This window comes from Streptomyces sp. NBC_01314, from assembly GCF_041435215.1.
GTDB lineage: Bacteria > Actinomycetota > Actinomycetes > Streptomycetales > Streptomycetaceae > Streptomyces.
This window is the reverse complement of sequence record NZ_CP108394.1, coordinates 5,577,223-5,593,863: the sequence shown is the minus strand read 5'-3', so window position 1 is coordinate 5,593,863 and position 16,641 is coordinate 5,577,223. Positions and strand designations below refer to the sequence as shown.

Sequence of the window (16,641 nt, the reverse complement as noted above, 5' to 3'; positions counted from 1 at the left end):
CCTTTCACAGCTCTTGCGTGATACGGCGGATGAGGTCGAGGGAAGCGTCTTGTGGGAGTGCGGCGCTGTCAACGCGCTCCAGTTGGCTCCGGTAATAACGCAGTTGGGCTGAAGCGTCGATGAAAACCACGCCGTGCGGTGTATCGGTCTGCACGGTGTCCAACTGCGGGACGACTCCGCCAACGTACTGCATGGGAAAACCAGCCCCTGCGAAGCCGTCGGCCTGGAACGGGATCACGCGCAGGGAGATGTTCTCCCGTTCGGCGGCCTTGAGGATGTGTTGGAGCTGTGCGCGGGCGACTCCGGGACCTCCGACGCGCATGCGCAGCGCGGCTTCATGAATGATCACGTCGAGAGGCGTGCCCGAATCGAGAACCTCCTGGCGTCTCATGCGGAACGAGACCCGGGCTTCACGGTCGCTCTCGGGTAGGTCTGGGGCCACGAAGGTCGAGGCTGCGCGCACATGGTCTTCGGTCTGAAGAATCCCGGGGATGTGCACGGCTTCGAACAGATTGATGTACGAGGCGTGATGCTCCAGTTCGGCGAGGTCTAGTGCCCCGGGCAACAGGACTCCGCGGTACTCCTCCCACCAGCCTTTACCGCGATCAGCCGCCATCTCGGACAGTACGTCCACGAGTTGTGCTTCGTCGCAGGCGTACAAGGTGGTGAGTCGACGCAGCCGCTCCGGGCTGATCCCGGAGCGCCCCGCTTCAATGTGGCTGATCTGGGTCGGGCTGGTGTTCAGGAACTCGGCGGTCTCCCGGTTCGATACGCCTGCGGCCTCGCGCAACTTGCGCAGTTCTGCTCCGAGTCGCGCTTGGCGCGCTGTGGGGTTGAGCCTCGGGGGCATGCCGTCCTCCTCACGATCCGCTCCGATTTGCGGAACAAGTTGATGCGGCGCAACTTGCTCCGCTAGCGTCGTAACGTACCTCACGGAGGGTGCCCATTTGGTCACTCATCCGCAACTCCCGCACGCCCTCCCCACGTTGGAAGCGCCACCCCGACCATCGACACCGGGGCGCCGGACAGCAACGCGGACAGAGGCGTGCAAGCCCCTCACCCCTCACCGGAGTTGATGCCCCATGCCCTCGTACACCCTCATTTGCCCACCCCTCGAAACCACCCCCCACATCGCCCGCGACTTCGTCGCCACCGTCCTGCACACGCTGCGCCTGGACCGCACCCTCGTCGACGACGCCATCCTCTGTACCTCCGAACTCGTCACCAACGCCTGTGTGCACGCCAAGGGCGGTGACGGCACCGTGCTGTGGCTGGCCGTGGAGGAGGGACGGCTCCGGGTGGTGGTGTACGACGGGGACGAGAACCCGCCGGTGACAAGGGAACTGACGGCACGGACGTGGGAGTGCGGTGGCGGCCGTGGGCTGTATCTGGTGGACGCCCTTACCGAGGGCCACTGGGGGCACGGCCCGGACATCCCGTACGGCGGCCCGACGCACCCGGTGGGCAAGGCGGTGTGGTTCGACCTGCCCGTGGACCTGCCCGTACGGCGCATGGCGGCGCCATGACCGACGAGCCGCGCCCGCCCGACCCTCAGCAGCGGCAACTCGAATCGGCGGCCGTCGTCCTGGGCCTCGCGCGGCCGATGGTGCACGACGACGCATGTCTCACGGCCGACCAACTGCGCTGGATCGCCCGCCGTCTGGTCGAGTCCCTGGCGGAGGTCCTCAGGATCGCCGCCGACCGGTGCGATCCCACACCCGAGCCGGGTGGAGGCGATGGGTACAACTCCTCCATCCGCTCGATCACCCGCCCCTAGGATGGCCCGCATGGCTATGGATGGCGCGCAGACGACTCCGGACGTGGTGGAGGACGTGTTCGAGGGACACGCCACTGACATCGAGGTCGAGGACCCCGGTGAGGAGACCGAGCGGATCCAACGGCCGTGGAACCCCGACCAGATCCGGGTGAACACCAGCCAGTTCTCCCTGCGCAACATCCTCGACCAGATCGACGAGGGCTCCATCGAACTCGCTCCGGACTTCCAGCGTCTCCAGGTCTGGCGCGCCGACCAGAAGTCCCTGCTCATCGAGTCCCTGCTGCTCCAGATCCCGCTGCCCGCGTTCTACTTCGCGGAGGATGCGGACGGGTCGTTCCGGGTCGTCGACGGCCTTCAGCGGCTCTCCACGCTGCACGCGTTCGTCCGGGGCGGCGAGAACGGCTTCGCCCTCGGGAAGCTGGAGCATCTGAGAGACCTGAAAGACCTGCGTTTCACCGATCTCCCCGTGCCGTTCCAGCGGCGGATCAACAACACCCAGTTGATCGTCAACGTGATCGATCCGACGACACCGCGCGGAGTGACATACGAGATCTTCAAGCGGATCAACACCGGTGGGACCCCGCTGAACGCGCAGGAGATCCGACACTGCATGAGCAGTCCGCGCAGCAGGGACATCCTGCACCGGATGACGCACACGGACGCCTTCGCCAAGGCCACCGGGGGCCGCCTGACCAACCACATCCGGATGAACGACCGGGAGATGGCGCTGCGGTTCGCCGCGTTCTGGCTGAAGGACATCGAGGCCTACCAGGAGCGGCCCATGATGGAGCTGTTCCTGATGGACGCCACCGAGATGCTCGACGATCCGAAGCAGGTCCCCGACGAGCGGGTGGCGGCGCTGGAGGCCGCCTTCGACCGGGCGATGACCCATGCCTACCTGGTCTTCGGGGAGCACGCCTTCCGCAAGTGGCCGAAGGGCGACGACTACCGTCGTCCGATCAACCGAGCCATGTTCGAGAGCTGGTCGCTCGCCCTGGCCGATCCCGACCACACCACCGCCGATCTGCGAACGCGCCGGAAGGCGATCGTGCAGGCCGCGCGGGAGCGGATGACCACTGACGTCACCTACCTCAACGCCATCACCTCCTCCACCGCCGACCGTCATCGCGTCGACTACCGCTTCAAGGCCGCCGTCGCGGACGCCGGAGCCGGCCGGTGATCACTTCTCTGGAGATCCGGGGCTTCAAGCGCTTCGAGTCGGAGTCGTTCGAGCTACGCCCCCTGACCGTCCTGACCGGTGTCAACGGCGGTGGCAAGAGCACCGCGATCCAGTCTCTGCTGCTGGCGCGGCTGGCGTCCCTCTCCAGCGGCACCGTCCGGCTGAACGGCCCCCTCGGTCTGGCCCTCGGCGAGGCCCGCGACGTGCTGAACTGGACGGCTGACACACGGGAGATCACCGTACGACTGGGCGGCCCGGCCGGTGAATCATGGGTGTTCGGGTTCGGCCTGCCCGACACCGAACAAGCCCTGCACCTGGACGTACGGCGGTCGCCCGTGGCCGTCGTACCCGGTATCGGACCGGGTGTCGTGGACCCTGCCTTCACCTACCTCTGTGCGGAACGCCTCGGCCCGCGCGACACCCTGTCGGTGTCCGCCGACGAACCCGACCGCATCGGCGTCGGGGTACGCGGTGAGTTCACGGCACAGGTCCTCGCGCTGCGCGAGTCGCGAGCCGTCGGCACCCGGACGAAGGTCCGCGTTCCCCTGCGCCACCCGGAGGCGACCGGTCCACAGCTGAGGGTGCATGCCGAGGCCTGGGCCTCGGAGATCATCCGTCCGCTGCGGATCACCGCACGGGTGGCCGTCGGCATCCTGGCCGGGACCATCCGGTTCGGCGAGACGGGCCTGAGCGGTGAGGAGATCCGCCCCGCCAACACCGGTTTCGGTGTCTCCTACGCCCTTCCCGTCATCGTCGCCGGTCTGCTCACCGAGCCGGGCGACCTGCTGATCGTGGAGAACCCGGAGGCGCATCTGCACCCGGCGGGGCAGTCCCGGCTGGGCCGCTTCCTCGCGCGCGTGGCGGGCAGCGGGGTACAGGTCCTGGTCGAGACGCACAGCGACCATGTCCTCAACGGAGCCCGGCTCGCCGTCGCCCAGGACCGCTCCCTCCCGGCGAAGGACATGATCACGCACTACTTCGACCACGACCGGACCCTGCCCATCGCCATCAACGACAAGGGCGAACTCAGCCACTGGCCGAGTGGCTTCTTCGACCAGATCGAGACCGACCTGGGGAGGCTGGCCCGTGCCGGACGCAGCAGGTGACGCCGACGACTACCGCGTAGTCGTCGGTGAGGAGTCCTTCGACTGGCGGGAGCTGGCGGACGCCGATCTGCCCGAGGCCCTCGCCACGCTCGCGAAGTTATTGGAGCCACTGGCCGACGGCCGCAAGGCCGCGTTCATGAACGCGGCCTACGACGTCGAGTGCCGGCCCTCGGTCTCGCTGATCGACGCCCTGTACTCGCCGGACGGCGGACTGCCCCGTGACACGCGGGCCCGTCTGCAGACGCTGCTGGGCAAGTGCAAGCGGGTGGATCCCGACGAGGCGGACCTGCCGCAGCCCGTCCGTCTGGCCGACGGTCCCTGGCGCGAACCGTCCTGGGGCACGGCACACGCCCTGGCCAGAGCAGCGGAAGGCCGGGCCATGTCCTGTCTCCTCGCGCCCTACGCCAAGGAGCCCGACTGGCCGTCCGGATGGGTCACCGTCACACGGACGACGGAGACGGGCCAGGACGAGGTGAAGGCGCATGTGCTGCGCTCACCGGAGGACGCGCCGGACTTCTGGCGAGGCCTGTTCACCCACGAGCCCGTCCCGGCCGAGCACTTCTTCACCCTCACCGAGGACGCCTTTCCGCGGCTGCTCTTCGCGGAGACGCTGCGTCTGCACCACTTCAAGGGCTCCTACGACGAGGTCCTGCCCTGGCTGGTGAAGCTGCTCGGAGCGCTCAACGACCACTTCAGCCGTACCCTGACCGACTGCGGTGGCGACCAGAACCAGGTCATGGCCAGATTCTCCGCCCTGGGTCTGGACATCTCCCCCGAGAGCCCGAACACGAAGAAGAACGCGAAGGCGTGGGAGCAGCGCAAGGTGGTCCACGGCGACGCGGCCTACCGCTGCGAGTGGCACGGCAAGCGCCTGTGGGACCGCGACCGGGTGCACTTCTCCCTGCCGCTCGCCGAGCAGGACGACCGTGTTCTCATCGGGATTTTCGTGGAGCACCTGGCGACCTGACGAGTGGTCTCAGTCGTCCCGCTCCTTCTCCGCCAGATTGATCACGCACACCGTCACGGCGATCAGCAGCGCCGGGTCCGCGTCGTCGCGTACGACGTCGAGGCCGTAGGTCTCGCGGACCCGCAGCCATCGGCGGGAGATGTGCGCCAGGAGTTCGCCGTCGTACTCGATGACGAACTCACGGTCGAGGATCTTGCCGCTGACGTCGAGTTCGGTGCCCTCCGCCAAAGAGACCCGGTAGTGATTGCGCAGGAGGGACAGGCGTTTGCGGCGGACGGTGGCCAGGGGCTCGCCGTTCCGTTCGACGACCATGGTGTCGCGCAGGGCGAACATCTTGCGGCGGATGTCGATCAGGACCTGCCCCCGGGTGTCCTTCAGCTCGAAGGTGTCCCGCAGCCGCATGGCCTTGCCGTCGACGAGGAAGGCTTTTCTGCCGTGTTCGTCCTCGATCCAGTAGTCGTCACCGATGCCGAGGAGCCGGTCGCGCACGAGGAATCTCATACCTTCAGGCGTTCCCCGGGGCCCGTTCCGAAACGTCGTCTGTAGGCCGAAGGGCTCAGTCCGGTCTCCTGGCGCAACCGCGCGCGCAGGTTCGCCGCGGTCCCGAGGCCGCTGCGCTCGGCGACCACGTTCAGACGTTCCTCGCCGCGTTCGATGAGCCGCCGGGCCAGGGTCACGCGCTCCCCGATGAGCCAGGCCAGGGGCGTCGTGCCGAGCTGAGCGCGGAAACGGCGGTGCAGGGTGGCGGGCGACACGGCCGCGCGGGCGGCGAGGTCCGCGACGGTGAGCGGTGCGTCGAGCCGCTCCTGCGCCCATGCCAGCACAGGGCCGAGGGACTCGTCCGGTATGTGCGGAACGGGCCGCTCCACGAACTGCCGCTGCCCGCCGTCACGATGGGCGGCGAACACCAGCCGACGGCTCACCGTGTTGGCGAGCTCCGCGCCGTGGTCCCGGCGCCAGATGTGCAGCCCCAGGTCGAGCGAGGCCGCGCTGCCGGCGGAGCTCAACAGGTCGCCCTCGTCGACGTAGAGCACGTCCGGTTCGAGCCGGACCTTCGGATGCAGCTCCTGGAACGCCTCTGCCCAGCGCCAGTGGGTGGTGGCCCGGCGCCCGTCGAGCACTCCGGCCTCGGCCAGCGCGAAGGTGCCGGTGCAGAAGCTCACGATCCGCGCCCCGCGCGCGTGGGTGCGCCGGATGGCGTCGAGCACGGCGGCACCGCGCGGCACGACGTTGTCCGGCCGGCCCGGTACGACGAGGGTGTCCGCGTCGTCGACGGCGTCGAGCCCCGCCACCCCGGTCATGGTGAAGAACCCGTGGTTCATCCGGACCTCGGGCCCGGGGGTGCACAGCGTCACCTCGTACAGCGGCCCCGGCAGCCCCAGTTCGGGCCGCGGCAGCCCGAACAGCTCGGTCGCCACACCGACCTCGAACGGGTTCGTGGACTCGTCCACGACCACCGCGACCCGATGCGGAACCGGCGGGTTCGGTCTCCGCTGTTGCGAGAATCCTTGCGACATGTGCGATTCCTAGCACTCGTACCGTGCTGTCGGAACCCCGCACGATGGCCGCATGGAAACCACACCGGCCGCGGAAGCCGCAGGAATCACGGAACCGATCTCCCTGACCCGGGCCCTCGCGTCCTTCGACGCCCTCTGGAGCCCCCGCATCGTCACCACCGTCAACGACTACGACGTCCGCATCGCCAAGGTCGAGGGCGAGCATCTCTGGCACGTCCACGAGAACACCGACGAGTTCTTCCTGGTCGTGGAGGGCGAACTGCACATCGGCCTGCGCGAACCCGCGGGTGAGCGCACGGTCGTCCTGCCCCAGGGCTCGGTCTTCACCGTCCCGCGAGGAATCGAGCACAGGCCGTACGCCCCGGCCCGCGCCGCGATCCTCGTCATCGAGCCCTCCGGCACCCTCAGTGTCGGCGACCGGCACGACGAGGTCCCGGACCATGTGGACGTGACGACAGGCCATGCGCTGAGCCGACCCGCGAGGGTCGGTCCGCCGGAGACCGTGTCCTAGTACCCCTGGTACCCGCCCCGCGGTTGCCGGTCCTCGTCGATGACGGGAGTCGAGGGCGGTACCACCACCCGCCTCCGCCTGGCGATGCTGCTGAACGTGGCGACACCGATCAGTCCGACGATCATGAAGATGACACCGACCAGGTCGAGGTTGACCCCCTGCATGTCCCAGTCGGTGGCGAACGTGAGGATGGCTCCCACGGCGATCAGAATGATGCACCCGCCCAGGCCCATGAGTGTTCCCTCCCAGTGTCCGGTTGGGTCGGCCGGTGGTTCCGGTCGTTCGGTCCTACCGGTCGACACCGGGTACCCGGACAGGCCGGTCAGTAACAGCAGTTGAGAGCCGGGCCCGGGGTCAGCCCTCCAGGAAGGCCACCAGAGCGTTCGCCAGGAGGTAGGGGTCCTTCGCGCCGCACAGTTCACGGACGCTGTGCATCGAGAGGATGGCGACGCCGATGTCGACGGTACGGATGCCGTGGCGGGCGGCGGTGATGGGGCCGATGGTGGTGCCGCAGGGCATGGAGTTGTTGGAGACGAACGTCTGGAAGGGCACGCCCGCCTTGTCGCAGGCGGCGGCGAAGACGGCACGGCCCGAACCGTCCGTGGCGTAGCGGTTGTTGACGTTGACCTTGAGGAGCGGGCCGGCGTCCGCGCGCGGGTGGTGCGTCGGGTCGTGGCGCTCCGCGTAGTTGGGATGGACGGCGTGCCCGGTGTCGGAGGAGAGACAGACCGTGCCGGCGAAGGCCCGCGCCCGGTCCTCGTAGGAGCCGCCGCGGGCGAAGACCGAGCGCTCCAGTACCCCGCCCAGCAGCGGGCCGTCGGCGCCGGTGTCGGACTGGGAGCCGTTCTCCTCGTGGTCGAAGGCGGCGAGGACGGGGATGTACGGAAGTGCGTCACCGGAGCCGGCGACCGCGGCGAGCGCGGCCGTACCGGCGTGCACGGAGAGGAGGTTGTCCATGCGGGGACCGGCGAGCAGGTCGTTGTCGCGACCCAGGTACGCGGGGAGCTCGACGGAGTGGGTCATCAGGTCCCAGCCGGTGACCTCGCCCGCGGGGACGCCCGACTCCTCCTCCAGGAAGGCGATCAGGTCGCCGTCGCGGACGTCGTCGCCGAGGCCCCAGACGGGCTGGAGGTGACGCTGCTTGTCGAGCTTGAGGCCCTCGGAGGTGACCGTACGGTCGAGGTGGATGGCGAGTTGGGGGACGCGGAGGAGCGGTCTGTCGACATTGACGAGGCGGCTGGTGCCGTCGCGCAGGGAGAGCCGGCCGGCGATGCCGAGGTCGCGGTCGAGCCAGGAGTTGAGCAGCGGGCCGCCGTAGATCTCCACGGCGATCTGGCGCCAGCCGTGCGCGCCGCTGTCGGGGCGGGGCTTGACCCGCAGATTGGGGGAGTCGGTGTGCGCGCCGACGATGCGGAAGGGGGTGTGGGGGGTGGCGCCCTCCGGCACGTACCAGGCGACGATCGCGCCGCCGCGCAGCACGTACCTGCCGCCCAGCGAACCGTCCCACGCGTCGGTCTCCGAGACCTGCCGGAAGCCTGCCTTCTCCAGCCGTTCCGCGGCGCTCGCCACCGCGTGATACGGGGTGGGGCTGCTCGTCAAGAAGGTCATGAGGTCGTCGGTGTGGCCGCGGTCGAAGCGTGGGGGTGTGCGCATGGGTTCACCTTAACGACGTACGAGAGCCCGTTCCCGGGGATGGGAGCGGGCCCTCGTGGTGAGCGTGCGGGGGAAGGGGCGTCGGACGGACGGGCAGGGTCCGTCCGACGCCACGACCGGGTGCGGCTGGGATGTGGCCGGAGGAGGGGCTGTCTAGAACGCCGCCTCGTCCAGCTCCATCAGGTCCAGTTCGACGCCCTCGGAGAGCTTGCGGGCGAGGGTGACGCCCGGGAGGACGTTGGCCGCGAAGAACTTCGCCGCCGCGATCTTGCCGGTGTAGAAGGCCACATCCTTGGAAGACAGAGCCTTCGCCGAGGCGGTCTCCAGCTTCTCGGCGGCGACGACGGCGCCCCTGAGGAGCAGGTAGCCGACGACCACGTCACCGGAGGCGAGCAGCAGGCGGCTGGTGTTGAGGCCCACCTTGTAGATGTTCTTGACGTCCTGCTCGGTGGCGGCGAGGTCGGTGAGGAGGAGGCCGACGATGGCCTCCAGCTCGACGGCGGCCTTGGCGAGGTGCTCGCGGGCGCCGGTCAGCTGCTCGCCGCCCTCGTCGAGCGCCAGGAACTTCTTGATCTCCTCGGCGAGGGTGTTCAGCGCGGCGCCCTGGTTGCGGACGATCTTCCGGAAGAAGAAGTCCTGGCCCTGGATCGCGGTGGTGCCCTCGTACAGAGTGTCGATCTTGGCGTCGCGGATGTACTGCTCGATCGGGTACTCCTGCAGGAAGCCGGAGCCGCCGAAGGTCTGCAGCGACTGGGCGAGCTGCTCGTAGCCCTTCTCGGAGCCGTAGCCCTTGACGATGGGCAGGAGCAGGTCGTTCATGGCCTCCAGGGCGGAGATGTCCTCGCCCGCGGCCTCCTTGACCTGGATCTCGTCCTGGATGGAGGCCGTGTAGAGGACCAGCGAGCGCATGCCCTCCGCGTACGCCTTCTGCGTCATCAGCGAGCGGCGGACATCGGGGTGGTGCGTGATGGTGACCTTGGGCGCGGTCTTGTCCATGAAGTTCGCCAGGTCGGTGCCCTGCACGCGCTCCTTGGCGTACTCCAGCGCGTTCAGGTAGCCCGTCGACAGCGTGGAGATCGCCTTCGTGCCGACCATCATGCGGGCGGACTCGATGATGCGGAACATCTGGCGGATGCCGTCGTGCTTGTCGCCGATCAGCCAGCCCTTGGCCGGGTGACGGTCGCCGAAGGTCATCTCGCAGGTGTTGGACGCCTTGAGGCCCATCTTGTGCTCGACGTTGGTGGCGTAGGCGCCGTTGCGCTCGCCCAGCTCGCCGGTCTCGAAGTCGAAGAGGTACTTCGGGACGAGGAAGAGGGAGAGGCCCTTGGTGCCGGGGCCGTGGCCCTCGGGGCGGGCGAGGACGTAGTGGAGGATGTTCTCCTCCATGTCGTGCTCACCGGACGTGATGAAGCGCTTCACGCCCTCGATGTGCCAGGAGCCGTCCTCCTGCTGGATCGCCCTGGTGCGCCCGGCGCCCACGTCCGAGCCGGCGTCCGGCTCGGTGAGCACCATGGTGGAGCCCCAGGTCTTCTCGACCGCGATCTGGGCGATCTTCTTCTGGACGTCGTTGCCCTCGTCGAAGAGGAGGGCGGCGAAGGCCGGGCCGGAGGCGTACATCCACACGGCCGGGTTCGAGCCGAGCAGCAGCTCCGCGTACGCCCAGATCAGGGAGCGCGGTGAGGTGGTGCCGCCGATCTCCTCGGGCAGGCCCAGACGCCAGTACTCGGAGTCCATGAAGGCCTTGTAGCTCTTCTTGAACGAGGCCGGCACCGGAGCGGTGTTCGTCTCCGGGTCGAAGACCGGAGGGTTGCGGTCGGCGTCCGTGAAGGACTCCGCCAGCTCGTTCTCCGCGAGACGGGCCAGCTCCTCCAGGATGCTCTTGGCCGTGTCCGTGTCCATCTCCGCGAACGGGCCGGTGCCGTACAGCTTGTCGCGCCCGAGCACCTCGAAGAGGTTGAACTCGATGTCGCGGAGATTCGACTTGTAGTGCCCCATGGCGACGGCTCCGTAAGAGAGATCGGCGAGGCACTGGATCCTCGCGCTAGTTCACGTACCAACAAGTAGCTTCTATGTCGATGATGCTACCCATCAGTAATAAGAAGCAACCCCGAGCGGTCCATCTGTGACTGGTTACGCTTTGCCACATGTACGGCTACGACCAGAGCGCCGGTTCCCAGCAGCAGTACGCCCCGCCGCCGCAGCAGCAGATGCCCGGCGGCCAGATGGGGGGCGGTTACGGGCAGCAGGCCCCGCTGTACCCGGAGCCGTCCCCGCCCTCCCTCGCGGACGCGGTCCGCGCCTTCACCACCGGTCAGCTGGCCGCGGAGGACTTCCAGCAGGTCTTCGCGACGTCCAAGGTGTACTGCCCGCGCGGCGACAACCCCGGGTTCCTCGCGCTGCACAACACCCAGCAGCCGGTGATCCCCATGTTCACCTCGCTCAAGGAGCTCCGCCGGTACGCCGGCAAGGAGTCCAAGTACTTCGTGATCACCGGTGCGGAGGTGATCGATCTGCTGCCGACCGGGTACGGCTTCGTCCTCGACATGGAGGGGGAGCACCGGATGGTGTTCGACGCGAAGGCCGTGGAGCAGATGGTGGAGTTCGCGATGCGGCGGATGTACGGATAGCTCCGCTGGTTCAGCAGGGTTCGGGTTTCGGGTTCGGGTTCGGTTTCAGCTCGGTGGGATGTGGTTCGTCGCGGGTGCGGGTGCGGGTGGTGTGTGGTTGCTCGCGTAGTTCCCCGCGCCCCTTAGGGGTCGCTGCCCCTTGGAGGCTTGCTGAAGCGTTTCGTCCGGTCCGTGGGGTCCCCTACTGTGCACCGGTGACCGAGATCGACACATCGCCGCTGGTCCTGCGTGGCCGGCGGCGTTCTGTTGCCCGGCTGAGGGCCGGAGTGCTGTCGCTGGATCAGGGGTGGACGCGTGGGCGGATGCCCGTGGCGGCGGGCGAACGGGTGGATGTGGGCGGTCCTCGGGATCAGGAGCTGACCGTCGTGCTGACGGCCGCGCCGCCGCCCCCTGTGACGTACGTCATGCGGGCACGTAGCGCTCCGATGGTCCGGGAGTTCGCGGCGGCCGTGAGCCGGGTGCTGCCCGTGCGGGACGCCAGGGAGCCGCGCGTCGACGGGGCGGGGCCGGTGTCCGAGGAGACGGTGCGGCGCTGGTCGCCGAGCCCCCGGCACCGGGTCGCGGCGGGTCTGCTCGCCGCCTGTCCGCTGGTGCCGCTCGTGCTGTGGCTCGCCCGACCGGGTGACGCCGCTCGTCCTGTGGCTGCTGGGCCCCGTGGTGGCCGTGGCCGGAGTCTGGGCCGTGACGGGCGGCTGGGGGAGGAAGCGGATGGCCGCCGCGCTGCGCAGCCGGGGGATCACGGTGGAAGGGCAGCTGGAGTCGTCGTACGAGGAGCGGTCCGGGGACGGCACCGTCACGAAGTACGTCTACTCCTTCGTCTCCTTCGCCTCCTTCGCCGACGTGTGCGGCCGGGGCCGCGAGCGCCGTGGCGCGCAGGGCCGGGGCGCCGAGCGGGTCGGGATCGTCTACGACCCCGAGGGCCCGGAGAACAACATCGTCTACGACCCCTAGGGCCCGGCGAACAACAAGGTCGGACGCGGGGCGGCGGTGCGGTCGGCCGGGACGTGGCTGCTCGTAGTGCTGGTCTGGTCGAGGGTCCGGCTGTGGTGGCCGGGGTGGTCTTCATGGCCGTGGGAGTGGTGGCACTGGTTCCGTGGCCCGGAGCGGGATGAGGCGTCCACCGCGGGGAGGGAATGGGATGCCGTCCGTGCGCTGTTGGGGCTGGCAGGAAGTTCAATAATCAACTAAACTGAGCGCACAAGGAGGTACCGACATGCCTGCAGTGACCGTCGAGAACCCGCTGAGCCTGCCCCGTGTCGCCGCGCCGACCGACGCGGTGGCCCGTCCGGTGCTCAGCGTGACGACCGCGCCCAGTGGTTTCGAGGGCGAGGGCTTCCCGGTCCGCCGCGCGTTCGCCGGGATCAACTACCGCCACCTCGACCCGTTCATCATGATGGACCAGATGGGTGAGGTGGACTACGCGCCGGGAGAGCCGAAGGGCACCCCCTGGCACCCCCACCGCGGCTTCGAGACCGTCACCTACATCATCGACGGGATCTTCGACCACCAGGACAGCCAGGGCGGCGGCGGCACCATCACCAACGGCGACACCCAGTGGATGACGGCCGGCTCGGGCCTCCTCCACATCGAGGCGCCGCCGGAGTCCCTCGTCATGTCCGGCGGTCTCTTCCACGGCATCCAGCTGTGGGTGAACCTCCCGGCCAGGGACAAGATGATGGCCCCGAGGTACCAGGACATCCGCGGCGGCCAGGTCCAGCTGCTCACCACCCCCGACGGCGGCGCGCTCCTCCGCGTCATCGCCGGTGAGCTGGACGGCCACGAGGGGCCGGGCATCACCCACACCCCGATCACCCTGCTCCACGCGACCGTCGCGCCGGGCGCGGAGATCACCCTGCCGTGGCGCGAGGACTTCAACGCCCTCGCGTACGTCCTCGGTGGACGCGGCACCGTCGGTGCGGACCGGCGTCCGATCCAGCTCGGCCAGACGGCTGTCTTCGGCGCGGGCTCCTCGATCACCTTCCGCGCGGACGAGCAGCAGGACTCCAACGCCCCCGACCTGGAGATCGTGCTCCTCGGCGGACAGCCGATCCGTGAGCCCATGGCCCACTACGGCCCGTTCGTCATGAACACCCGCGACGAGCTGCAGCAGGCGTTCGAGGACTTCCAGAAGGGGCGGCTGGGGACGATCCCGGCGGTTCACGGGATGACCGCCGAAGGACTGTAGGTCTGCGTTCCCAAGGACTCCAGGGCTATAGGCACGCGGCGAAACGCTGTAGGTCCGCGGCTCAGTGCAGGAAGGCCCCGTCCGGAAGGCCCCGTCCACACGTGGACGGGGCTTTTTCTCTCCGGGTTCACTGCCTTTCGCGTGATCATGCCCACCCGAAAAACGACTGGATAGGTCTTCTTCCCGCCGCGTAGGTTCTGACATGTCCACCCGGTCGGCTGACCTCCGAAACGGGTGGCTCTCAGGGGGAGATCAGCACTCGGACCCGCCCTGGCCTGTGGCCAGGGCGTGGTTCGGCGTGCCCGCTGCCCTCGCCGTATGGACAGGGGAACGGGGAGAGAAGACATGGGCAGAGGCAGGGTGCTTGATGACAGGGGATTTCGCCGCCCGGACGTTCTCAGTTCTCCGATCGCTTGAGCACTGATGCTCCGCTGTCCCTGAGATGTCGCATGGCCGTCACGGCCGTCACGACCGCCTGCTCGGCGGCCGGGGCTGTGGCAGTGGCCGCGGCAGTGGCCGTGGTGCGGCGTCTCCCGCTCTGGTCGGTCCCCATGGTGTGGACCCTCGTTCTCGGCCTGTGGGGGCTGTCCCGGCAGCACACCGTGTGGCGGGACGAGGCCGCGACCTGGCAGGTGGCGCGGCGGTCGGCCGCCGACATCTGGCACCTGCTGGGGCAGGCCGATGTCGTCCACGGGTTCTACTACCTGCTGATGCACGGCCTCTTCTCGTGCTTCGGACCCGGTACGACGACCCTGCGGCTGCCCTCGGTGCTGGCCATGGCGGTCGCGGCCGTCTGTGTGACGGTCATCGGCCGTCGGCTGGCCGGGGTCTGGGCGGGACTGGGCGGTGGACTGGCGTTCGGGCTGCTGCCGGCCGTGCAGTTCCATCTCCAGGAGGGCCGCCCGTACGCGCTCATAGCGGCGGGCGCGGGAATCTCGACGCTGTCACTGGTGACCGCGCTCCAACGCGAGCGGAGTGGCCACGGTACGCACCGGGCGGCGTACTGGGCGGGGTACGGGGCCGCGATCCTGGTGTGCGGGCTGCTGAACTGGCTGTCGTTGCTGATCGTGCCCGCGCATGCGGCGACCCTGGCGTGGACGCGGGCGTCGCGGGCGACGTGGGCACGCTGGGCGGCGGCATCGGTGGTCGCGACGGCGGGTGTCCTGCCGTTGGTCCTGTTCAGCCGGAGGCAGTCCGGCCAGGTCTCCTGGATACCGCCGCTGACCTGGCACATGATGATCGGCCCGGCGGTCCTGCTGACGATCGGCGGTCTCGGGGCCCTGCTGAGCCGACCGCGGGCGGGGCGACTGTCGGTGGCGGCCGTCGCGCTGCCGCTGCTGGCGGTGCCGCAGATCGGCCTGCTCGGCCTCTCCCTGATCCGGCCCCTGTTCCTGGAACGCTATGTCCTGTTCAGCATGCTGGGTCTGGCGCTCCTGATCGGGGCGGCCCTCAGCGTGGCGGTACAGGCCGTCCCGCCACGGTTCCCGAGAGCGTCGTCATGGCTCGTCCCGGTGGTGGTCGCCGTCGCGGTGGTGGCACTGTTGCCGCAGTCGCTGGCCAAACGGTCCCCCGCCAGCCGCGTCGACGACGTCCTCGCGACCGCCGAGGACGTGCGACGCCTGAAGCAGCCCGGCGACGCGGTGCTCTTCGCGCCGTCGGCCCGGCGCGACACCGCGCTGGTCTCCCCCGACGACTTCGCGGGGTTACGGGACATCGCGCTCGCGCAGAGTCCCGCGCTGTCCGGGACTCTGAAGGGAGTGGAGGCGGATCCGGCCCGGATACGGGCCGCGATGCTGGCGGAGCGGCGGATCCTGCTGGTCACCGACGCGCCCGGCGTGGCCCGGCCGCTGACGGGGGGACGGGACGAGGTGAAGGCCGCCGTGCTGAAGAAGTACTTCACCGTGGTGGCGGACGAGCGGACCCATGGGCGACGGTTGATCGTGTACGAGCGGCTCTGACCGGGGTGGTCGCGTTTGACGGGTTGGGCAACGGCCGGTTGTTGGAATTCGGTACGGTACGGCGAGGCCCGAAGCCGCAACTCCGTTTTGCGACTTCGGGCCTCATCCATGTGAGCTTGCTACGGCGCTACGGCGCTACGGCAGGACGTAGACCGGTGCCCCGTCCGGCGTGCAGCCCGTTTGCCGGACGCAACCTCGCTTGAGGAGCATCCTCAGGCAGTCGTTGACGCGTTCCTGGGGCAGCCCCGTACGGGTGGAGATTTCCTCCATGCGGTAACGGGCCTCGCCGCGTACCAGCGCCGGGGCGAGGTAGGCCGCGACCGCGTGGATGTCCGCGGTGACCACGAGGTTCTTCGCCTTCCAAGTGGCGAGGAGTTCCTGAGGGGTCAACTCCGGCTCCGGGGTGGGATGGGGGCGGTTGCCGGGGTGCCTGAGGGTTGCGGCGATGTCCTGCAGCGCGTCGGCCATGATGCTCTGGCTGCGGTTGATCTGGCGCAGCAGGTCGTTCCGCTCTTCCTGGAAGGCCGTCAGCATCTCGTCCGCCCGGATGTTCCGCTCTTCGAGCCGGACGATGGCGTCGGCCACTTGCTGGGGCATGGCGTAGGCGGTGCCGCCGGTGGGGGCGGGTTGTACGGGGGCCCGTTCGAGGGTGTAGTAGCCGTCGCGCTGGATGGTGGCGATGACTTCGGAGACCCACGTCTTGAAGGGAGCGCATTCGGGCTTGGCGCAACCGTTGACGAGTGCGATGAGCCCGCGCAGGTTCACCATCTTCATCGACTTTTGCAGCCTGTGAGCTGCAAGTTTGCGTGAGGCGTCTACTGTATAGACGCCCTGTGCAATCTCCTCCAGCCGCCTTGTGCAGTCCGGTGCAACATGCCAGATGAGTGCCTGGCGCGTGTTTGCGTAGCCCAGGTCCGTGGCCACGTCCGCCGCTACGAACCAGTGCTCCCCGTCCGGGGTCGTCAGCCTCCGCATTCGGGCCCCCGTCGCCGCGAACACGAAGTCGTTGATGTCGATCGCGTCCTGGTGTGCCGTCGGTTCTTCCGGCGGCGTGTTGTTCTGCTCGTGCATCGAGCATCACCTCCGCTCTGGAAGCTAGGCAGGTGGAGGTGCGACTCGTGTCCATAGCAAGGAGGTTCACCCGATCGTGGGTGGACGTA

17 protein-coding genes are annotated in these 16,641 nt (G+C 68.8%); 10 read left to right on the top strand and 7 right to left on the bottom strand.

Annotated features, from left to right (window positions below):
- Positions 1-4: 4 nt before the first annotated feature.
- Positions 5-850 carry a helix-turn-helix domain-containing protein gene (locus tag OG622_RS24515; RefSeq protein WP_371578785.1) on the bottom strand — a complete coding sequence of 282 codons (846 nt, stop codon included), beginning with the start codon at positions 848-850 and terminating at the stop codon, positions 5-7.
- Between the two features lie 232 nt (positions 851-1,082).
- Between OG622_RS24515 and OG622_RS24510 the strand changes: the two genes are divergently transcribed.
- From OG622_RS24510 to OG622_RS24490, 5 genes are read left to right on the top strand one after another with little or no spacing between them, the layout of a single operon-like run.
- Positions 1,083-1,526 carry an ATP-binding protein gene (locus tag OG622_RS24510; RefSeq protein ID WP_371578784.1) on the top strand — a complete coding sequence of 148 codons (444 nt, stop codon included), beginning with the start codon at positions 1,083-1,085 and terminating at the stop codon, positions 1,524-1,526.
- Entirely contained in the window at positions 1,523-1,777 is a 255-nt protein-coding gene (locus tag OG622_RS24505; protein WP_371578783.1) for a hypothetical protein, read from the top strand. The genes OG622_RS24510 and OG622_RS24505 overlap by 4 nt, the downstream gene beginning before the upstream one ends.
- A gap of 10 nt (positions 1,778-1,787) precedes the next feature.
- Positions 1,788-2,957, top strand: coding sequence for a DUF262 domain-containing protein (locus OG622_RS24500; RefSeq protein WP_371578782.1), 1,170 nt, complete (start codon positions 1,788-1,790; stop codon positions 2,955-2,957).
- Positions 2,954-4,063 (top strand): DUF3696 domain-containing protein, encoded by a 1,110-nt coding sequence (locus OG622_RS24495; protein ID WP_371578781.1) that lies wholly within the window; start codon positions 2,954-2,956, stop codon positions 4,061-4,063. The genes OG622_RS24500 and OG622_RS24495 overlap by 4 nt, the downstream gene beginning before the upstream one ends.
- Positions 4,044-5,030: a hypothetical protein gene (locus OG622_RS24490; RefSeq protein WP_371578780.1), complete on the top strand. Its 987-nt coding sequence runs from the start codon at positions 4,044-4,046 to the stop codon at positions 5,028-5,030. The genes OG622_RS24495 and OG622_RS24490 overlap by 20 nt, the downstream gene beginning before the upstream one ends.
- Positions 5,031-5,039: 9 nt before the next feature.
- Here OG622_RS24490 and OG622_RS24485 read toward each other — a convergent pair whose 3' ends face one another.
- Positions 5,040-5,531 carry an LURP-one-related/scramblase family protein gene (locus OG622_RS24485; RefSeq protein ID WP_371578779.1) on the bottom strand — a complete coding sequence of 164 codons (492 nt, stop codon included), beginning with the start codon at positions 5,529-5,531 and terminating at the stop codon, positions 5,040-5,042.
- Entirely contained in the window at positions 5,528-6,547 is a 1,020-nt protein-coding gene (locus OG622_RS24480) for a helix-turn-helix domain-containing protein (protein WP_371578778.1), read from the bottom strand. The genes OG622_RS24485 and OG622_RS24480 overlap by 4 nt, the downstream gene beginning before the upstream one ends.
- 52 nt (positions 6,548-6,599) lie before the next feature.
- Here OG622_RS24480 and OG622_RS24475 point away from each other — a divergent pair, with 52 nt between their 5' ends.
- Positions 6,600-7,058, top strand: a complete 459-nt coding sequence (locus tag OG622_RS24475; protein ID WP_371578777.1) for a cupin domain-containing protein — start codon at positions 6,600-6,602, stop codon at positions 7,056-7,058.
- Here OG622_RS24475 and OG622_RS24470 read toward each other — a convergent pair.
- From OG622_RS24470 to OG622_RS24460, 3 genes are all read right to left on the bottom strand, one after another.
- Complete coding sequence (locus OG622_RS24470; RefSeq protein ID WP_371578776.1) at positions 7,055-7,291, bottom strand: DUF6458 family protein; 237 nt, start codon at positions 7,289-7,291, stop codon at positions 7,055-7,057. The genes OG622_RS24475 and OG622_RS24470 overlap by 4 nt on opposite strands.
- A 121-nt stretch (positions 7,292-7,412) precedes the next feature.
- A complete protein-coding gene (locus OG622_RS24465; protein WP_371578775.1) occupies positions 7,413-8,711 on the bottom strand; it encodes a M18 family aminopeptidase in 1,299 nt (432 codons plus the stop codon).
- A gap of 153 nt (positions 8,712-8,864) precedes the next feature.
- Positions 8,865-10,706, bottom strand: a complete 1,842-nt coding sequence (locus OG622_RS24460; RefSeq protein ID WP_371578774.1) for an acyl-CoA dehydrogenase — start codon at positions 10,704-10,706, stop codon at positions 8,865-8,867.
- A 149-nt stretch (positions 10,707-10,855) separates the two neighbouring features.
- Here OG622_RS24460 and OG622_RS24455 point away from each other — a divergent pair, with 149 nt between their 5' ends.
- The 4 genes from OG622_RS24455 to OG622_RS24440 all read left to right on the top strand — a co-directional run bounded on the left by OG622_RS24455 (position 10,856) and on the right by OG622_RS24440 (position 15,481).
- Positions 10,856-11,338: an SseB family protein gene (locus OG622_RS24455; RefSeq protein WP_119581828.1), complete on the top strand. Its 483-nt coding sequence runs from the start codon at positions 10,856-10,858 to the stop codon at positions 11,336-11,338.
- Between the two features lie 621 nt (positions 11,339-11,959).
- Entirely contained in the window at positions 11,960-12,289 is a 330-nt protein-coding gene (locus OG622_RS24450) for a hypothetical protein (RefSeq protein WP_371578773.1), read from the top strand.
- A 262-nt stretch (positions 12,290-12,551) separates the two neighbouring features.
- Positions 12,552-13,523 carry a pirin family protein gene (locus OG622_RS24445; protein WP_371578772.1) on the top strand — a complete coding sequence of 324 codons (972 nt, stop codon included), beginning with the start codon at positions 12,552-12,554 and terminating at the stop codon, positions 13,521-13,523.
- Between the two features lie 551 nt (positions 13,524-14,074).
- Complete coding sequence (locus tag OG622_RS24440) at positions 14,075-15,481, top strand: hypothetical protein (protein WP_371584198.1); 1,407 nt, start codon at positions 14,075-14,077, stop codon at positions 15,479-15,481.
- A gap of 135 nt (positions 15,482-15,616) precedes the next feature.
- On the opposite strand, the gene OG622_RS24435 is transcribed toward OG622_RS24440, so the two are convergent.
- Entirely contained in the window at positions 15,617-16,552 is a 936-nt protein-coding gene (locus OG622_RS24435) for a Bro-N domain-containing protein (protein ID WP_371578771.1), read from the bottom strand.
- Positions 16,553-16,641 lie beyond the last annotated feature (89 nt).

Coding starts and splice junctions, on each gene's coding strand:
- OG622_RS24515 (WP_371578785.1), bottom strand. CDS start 850: ATGCCCCCGAGGCTCAACCCCACAGCGCGCCAAGCGCGACTCGGAGCA.
- OG622_RS24510 (WP_371578784.1), top strand. CDS start 1,083: ATGCCCTCGTACACCCTCATTTGCCCACCCCTCGAAACCACCCCCCAC.
- OG622_RS24505 (WP_371578783.1), top strand. CDS start 1,523: ATGACCGACGAGCCGCGCCCGCCCGACCCTCAGCAGCGGCAACTCGAA.
- OG622_RS24500 (WP_371578782.1), top strand. CDS start 1,788: ATGGCTATGGATGGCGCGCAGACGACTCCGGACGTGGTGGAGGACGTG.
- OG622_RS24485 (WP_371578779.1), bottom strand. CDS start 5,531: ATGAGATTCCTCGTGCGCGACCGGCTCCTCGGCATCGGTGACGACTAC.
- OG622_RS24480 (WP_371578778.1), bottom strand. CDS start 6,547: ATGTCGCAAGGATTCTCGCAACAGCGGAGACCGAACCCGCCGGTTCCG.
- OG622_RS24475 (WP_371578777.1), top strand. CDS start 6,600: ATGGAAACCACACCGGCCGCGGAAGCCGCAGGAATCACGGAACCGATC.
- OG622_RS24470 (WP_371578776.1), bottom strand. CDS start 7,291: ATGGGCCTGGGCGGGTGCATCATTCTGATCGCCGTGGGAGCCATCCTC.
- OG622_RS24465 (WP_371578775.1), bottom strand. CDS start 8,711: ATGCGCACACCCCCACGCTTCGACCGCGGCCACACCGACGACCTCATG.
- OG622_RS24460 (WP_371578774.1), bottom strand. CDS start 10,706: ATGGGGCACTACAAGTCGAATCTCCGCGACATCGAGTTCAACCTCTTC.
- OG622_RS24455 (WP_119581828.1), top strand. CDS start 10,856: ATGTACGGCTACGACCAGAGCGCCGGTTCCCAGCAGCAGTACGCCCCG.
- OG622_RS24445 (WP_371578772.1), top strand. CDS start 12,552: ATGCCTGCAGTGACCGTCGAGAACCCGCTGAGCCTGCCCCGTGTCGCC.
- OG622_RS24440 (WP_371584198.1), top strand. CDS start 14,075: ATGGTGTGGACCCTCGTTCTCGGCCTGTGGGGGCTGTCCCGGCAGCAC.
- OG622_RS24435 (WP_371578771.1), bottom strand. CDS start 16,552: ATGCACGAGCAGAACAACACGCCGCCGGAAGAACCGACGGCACACCAG.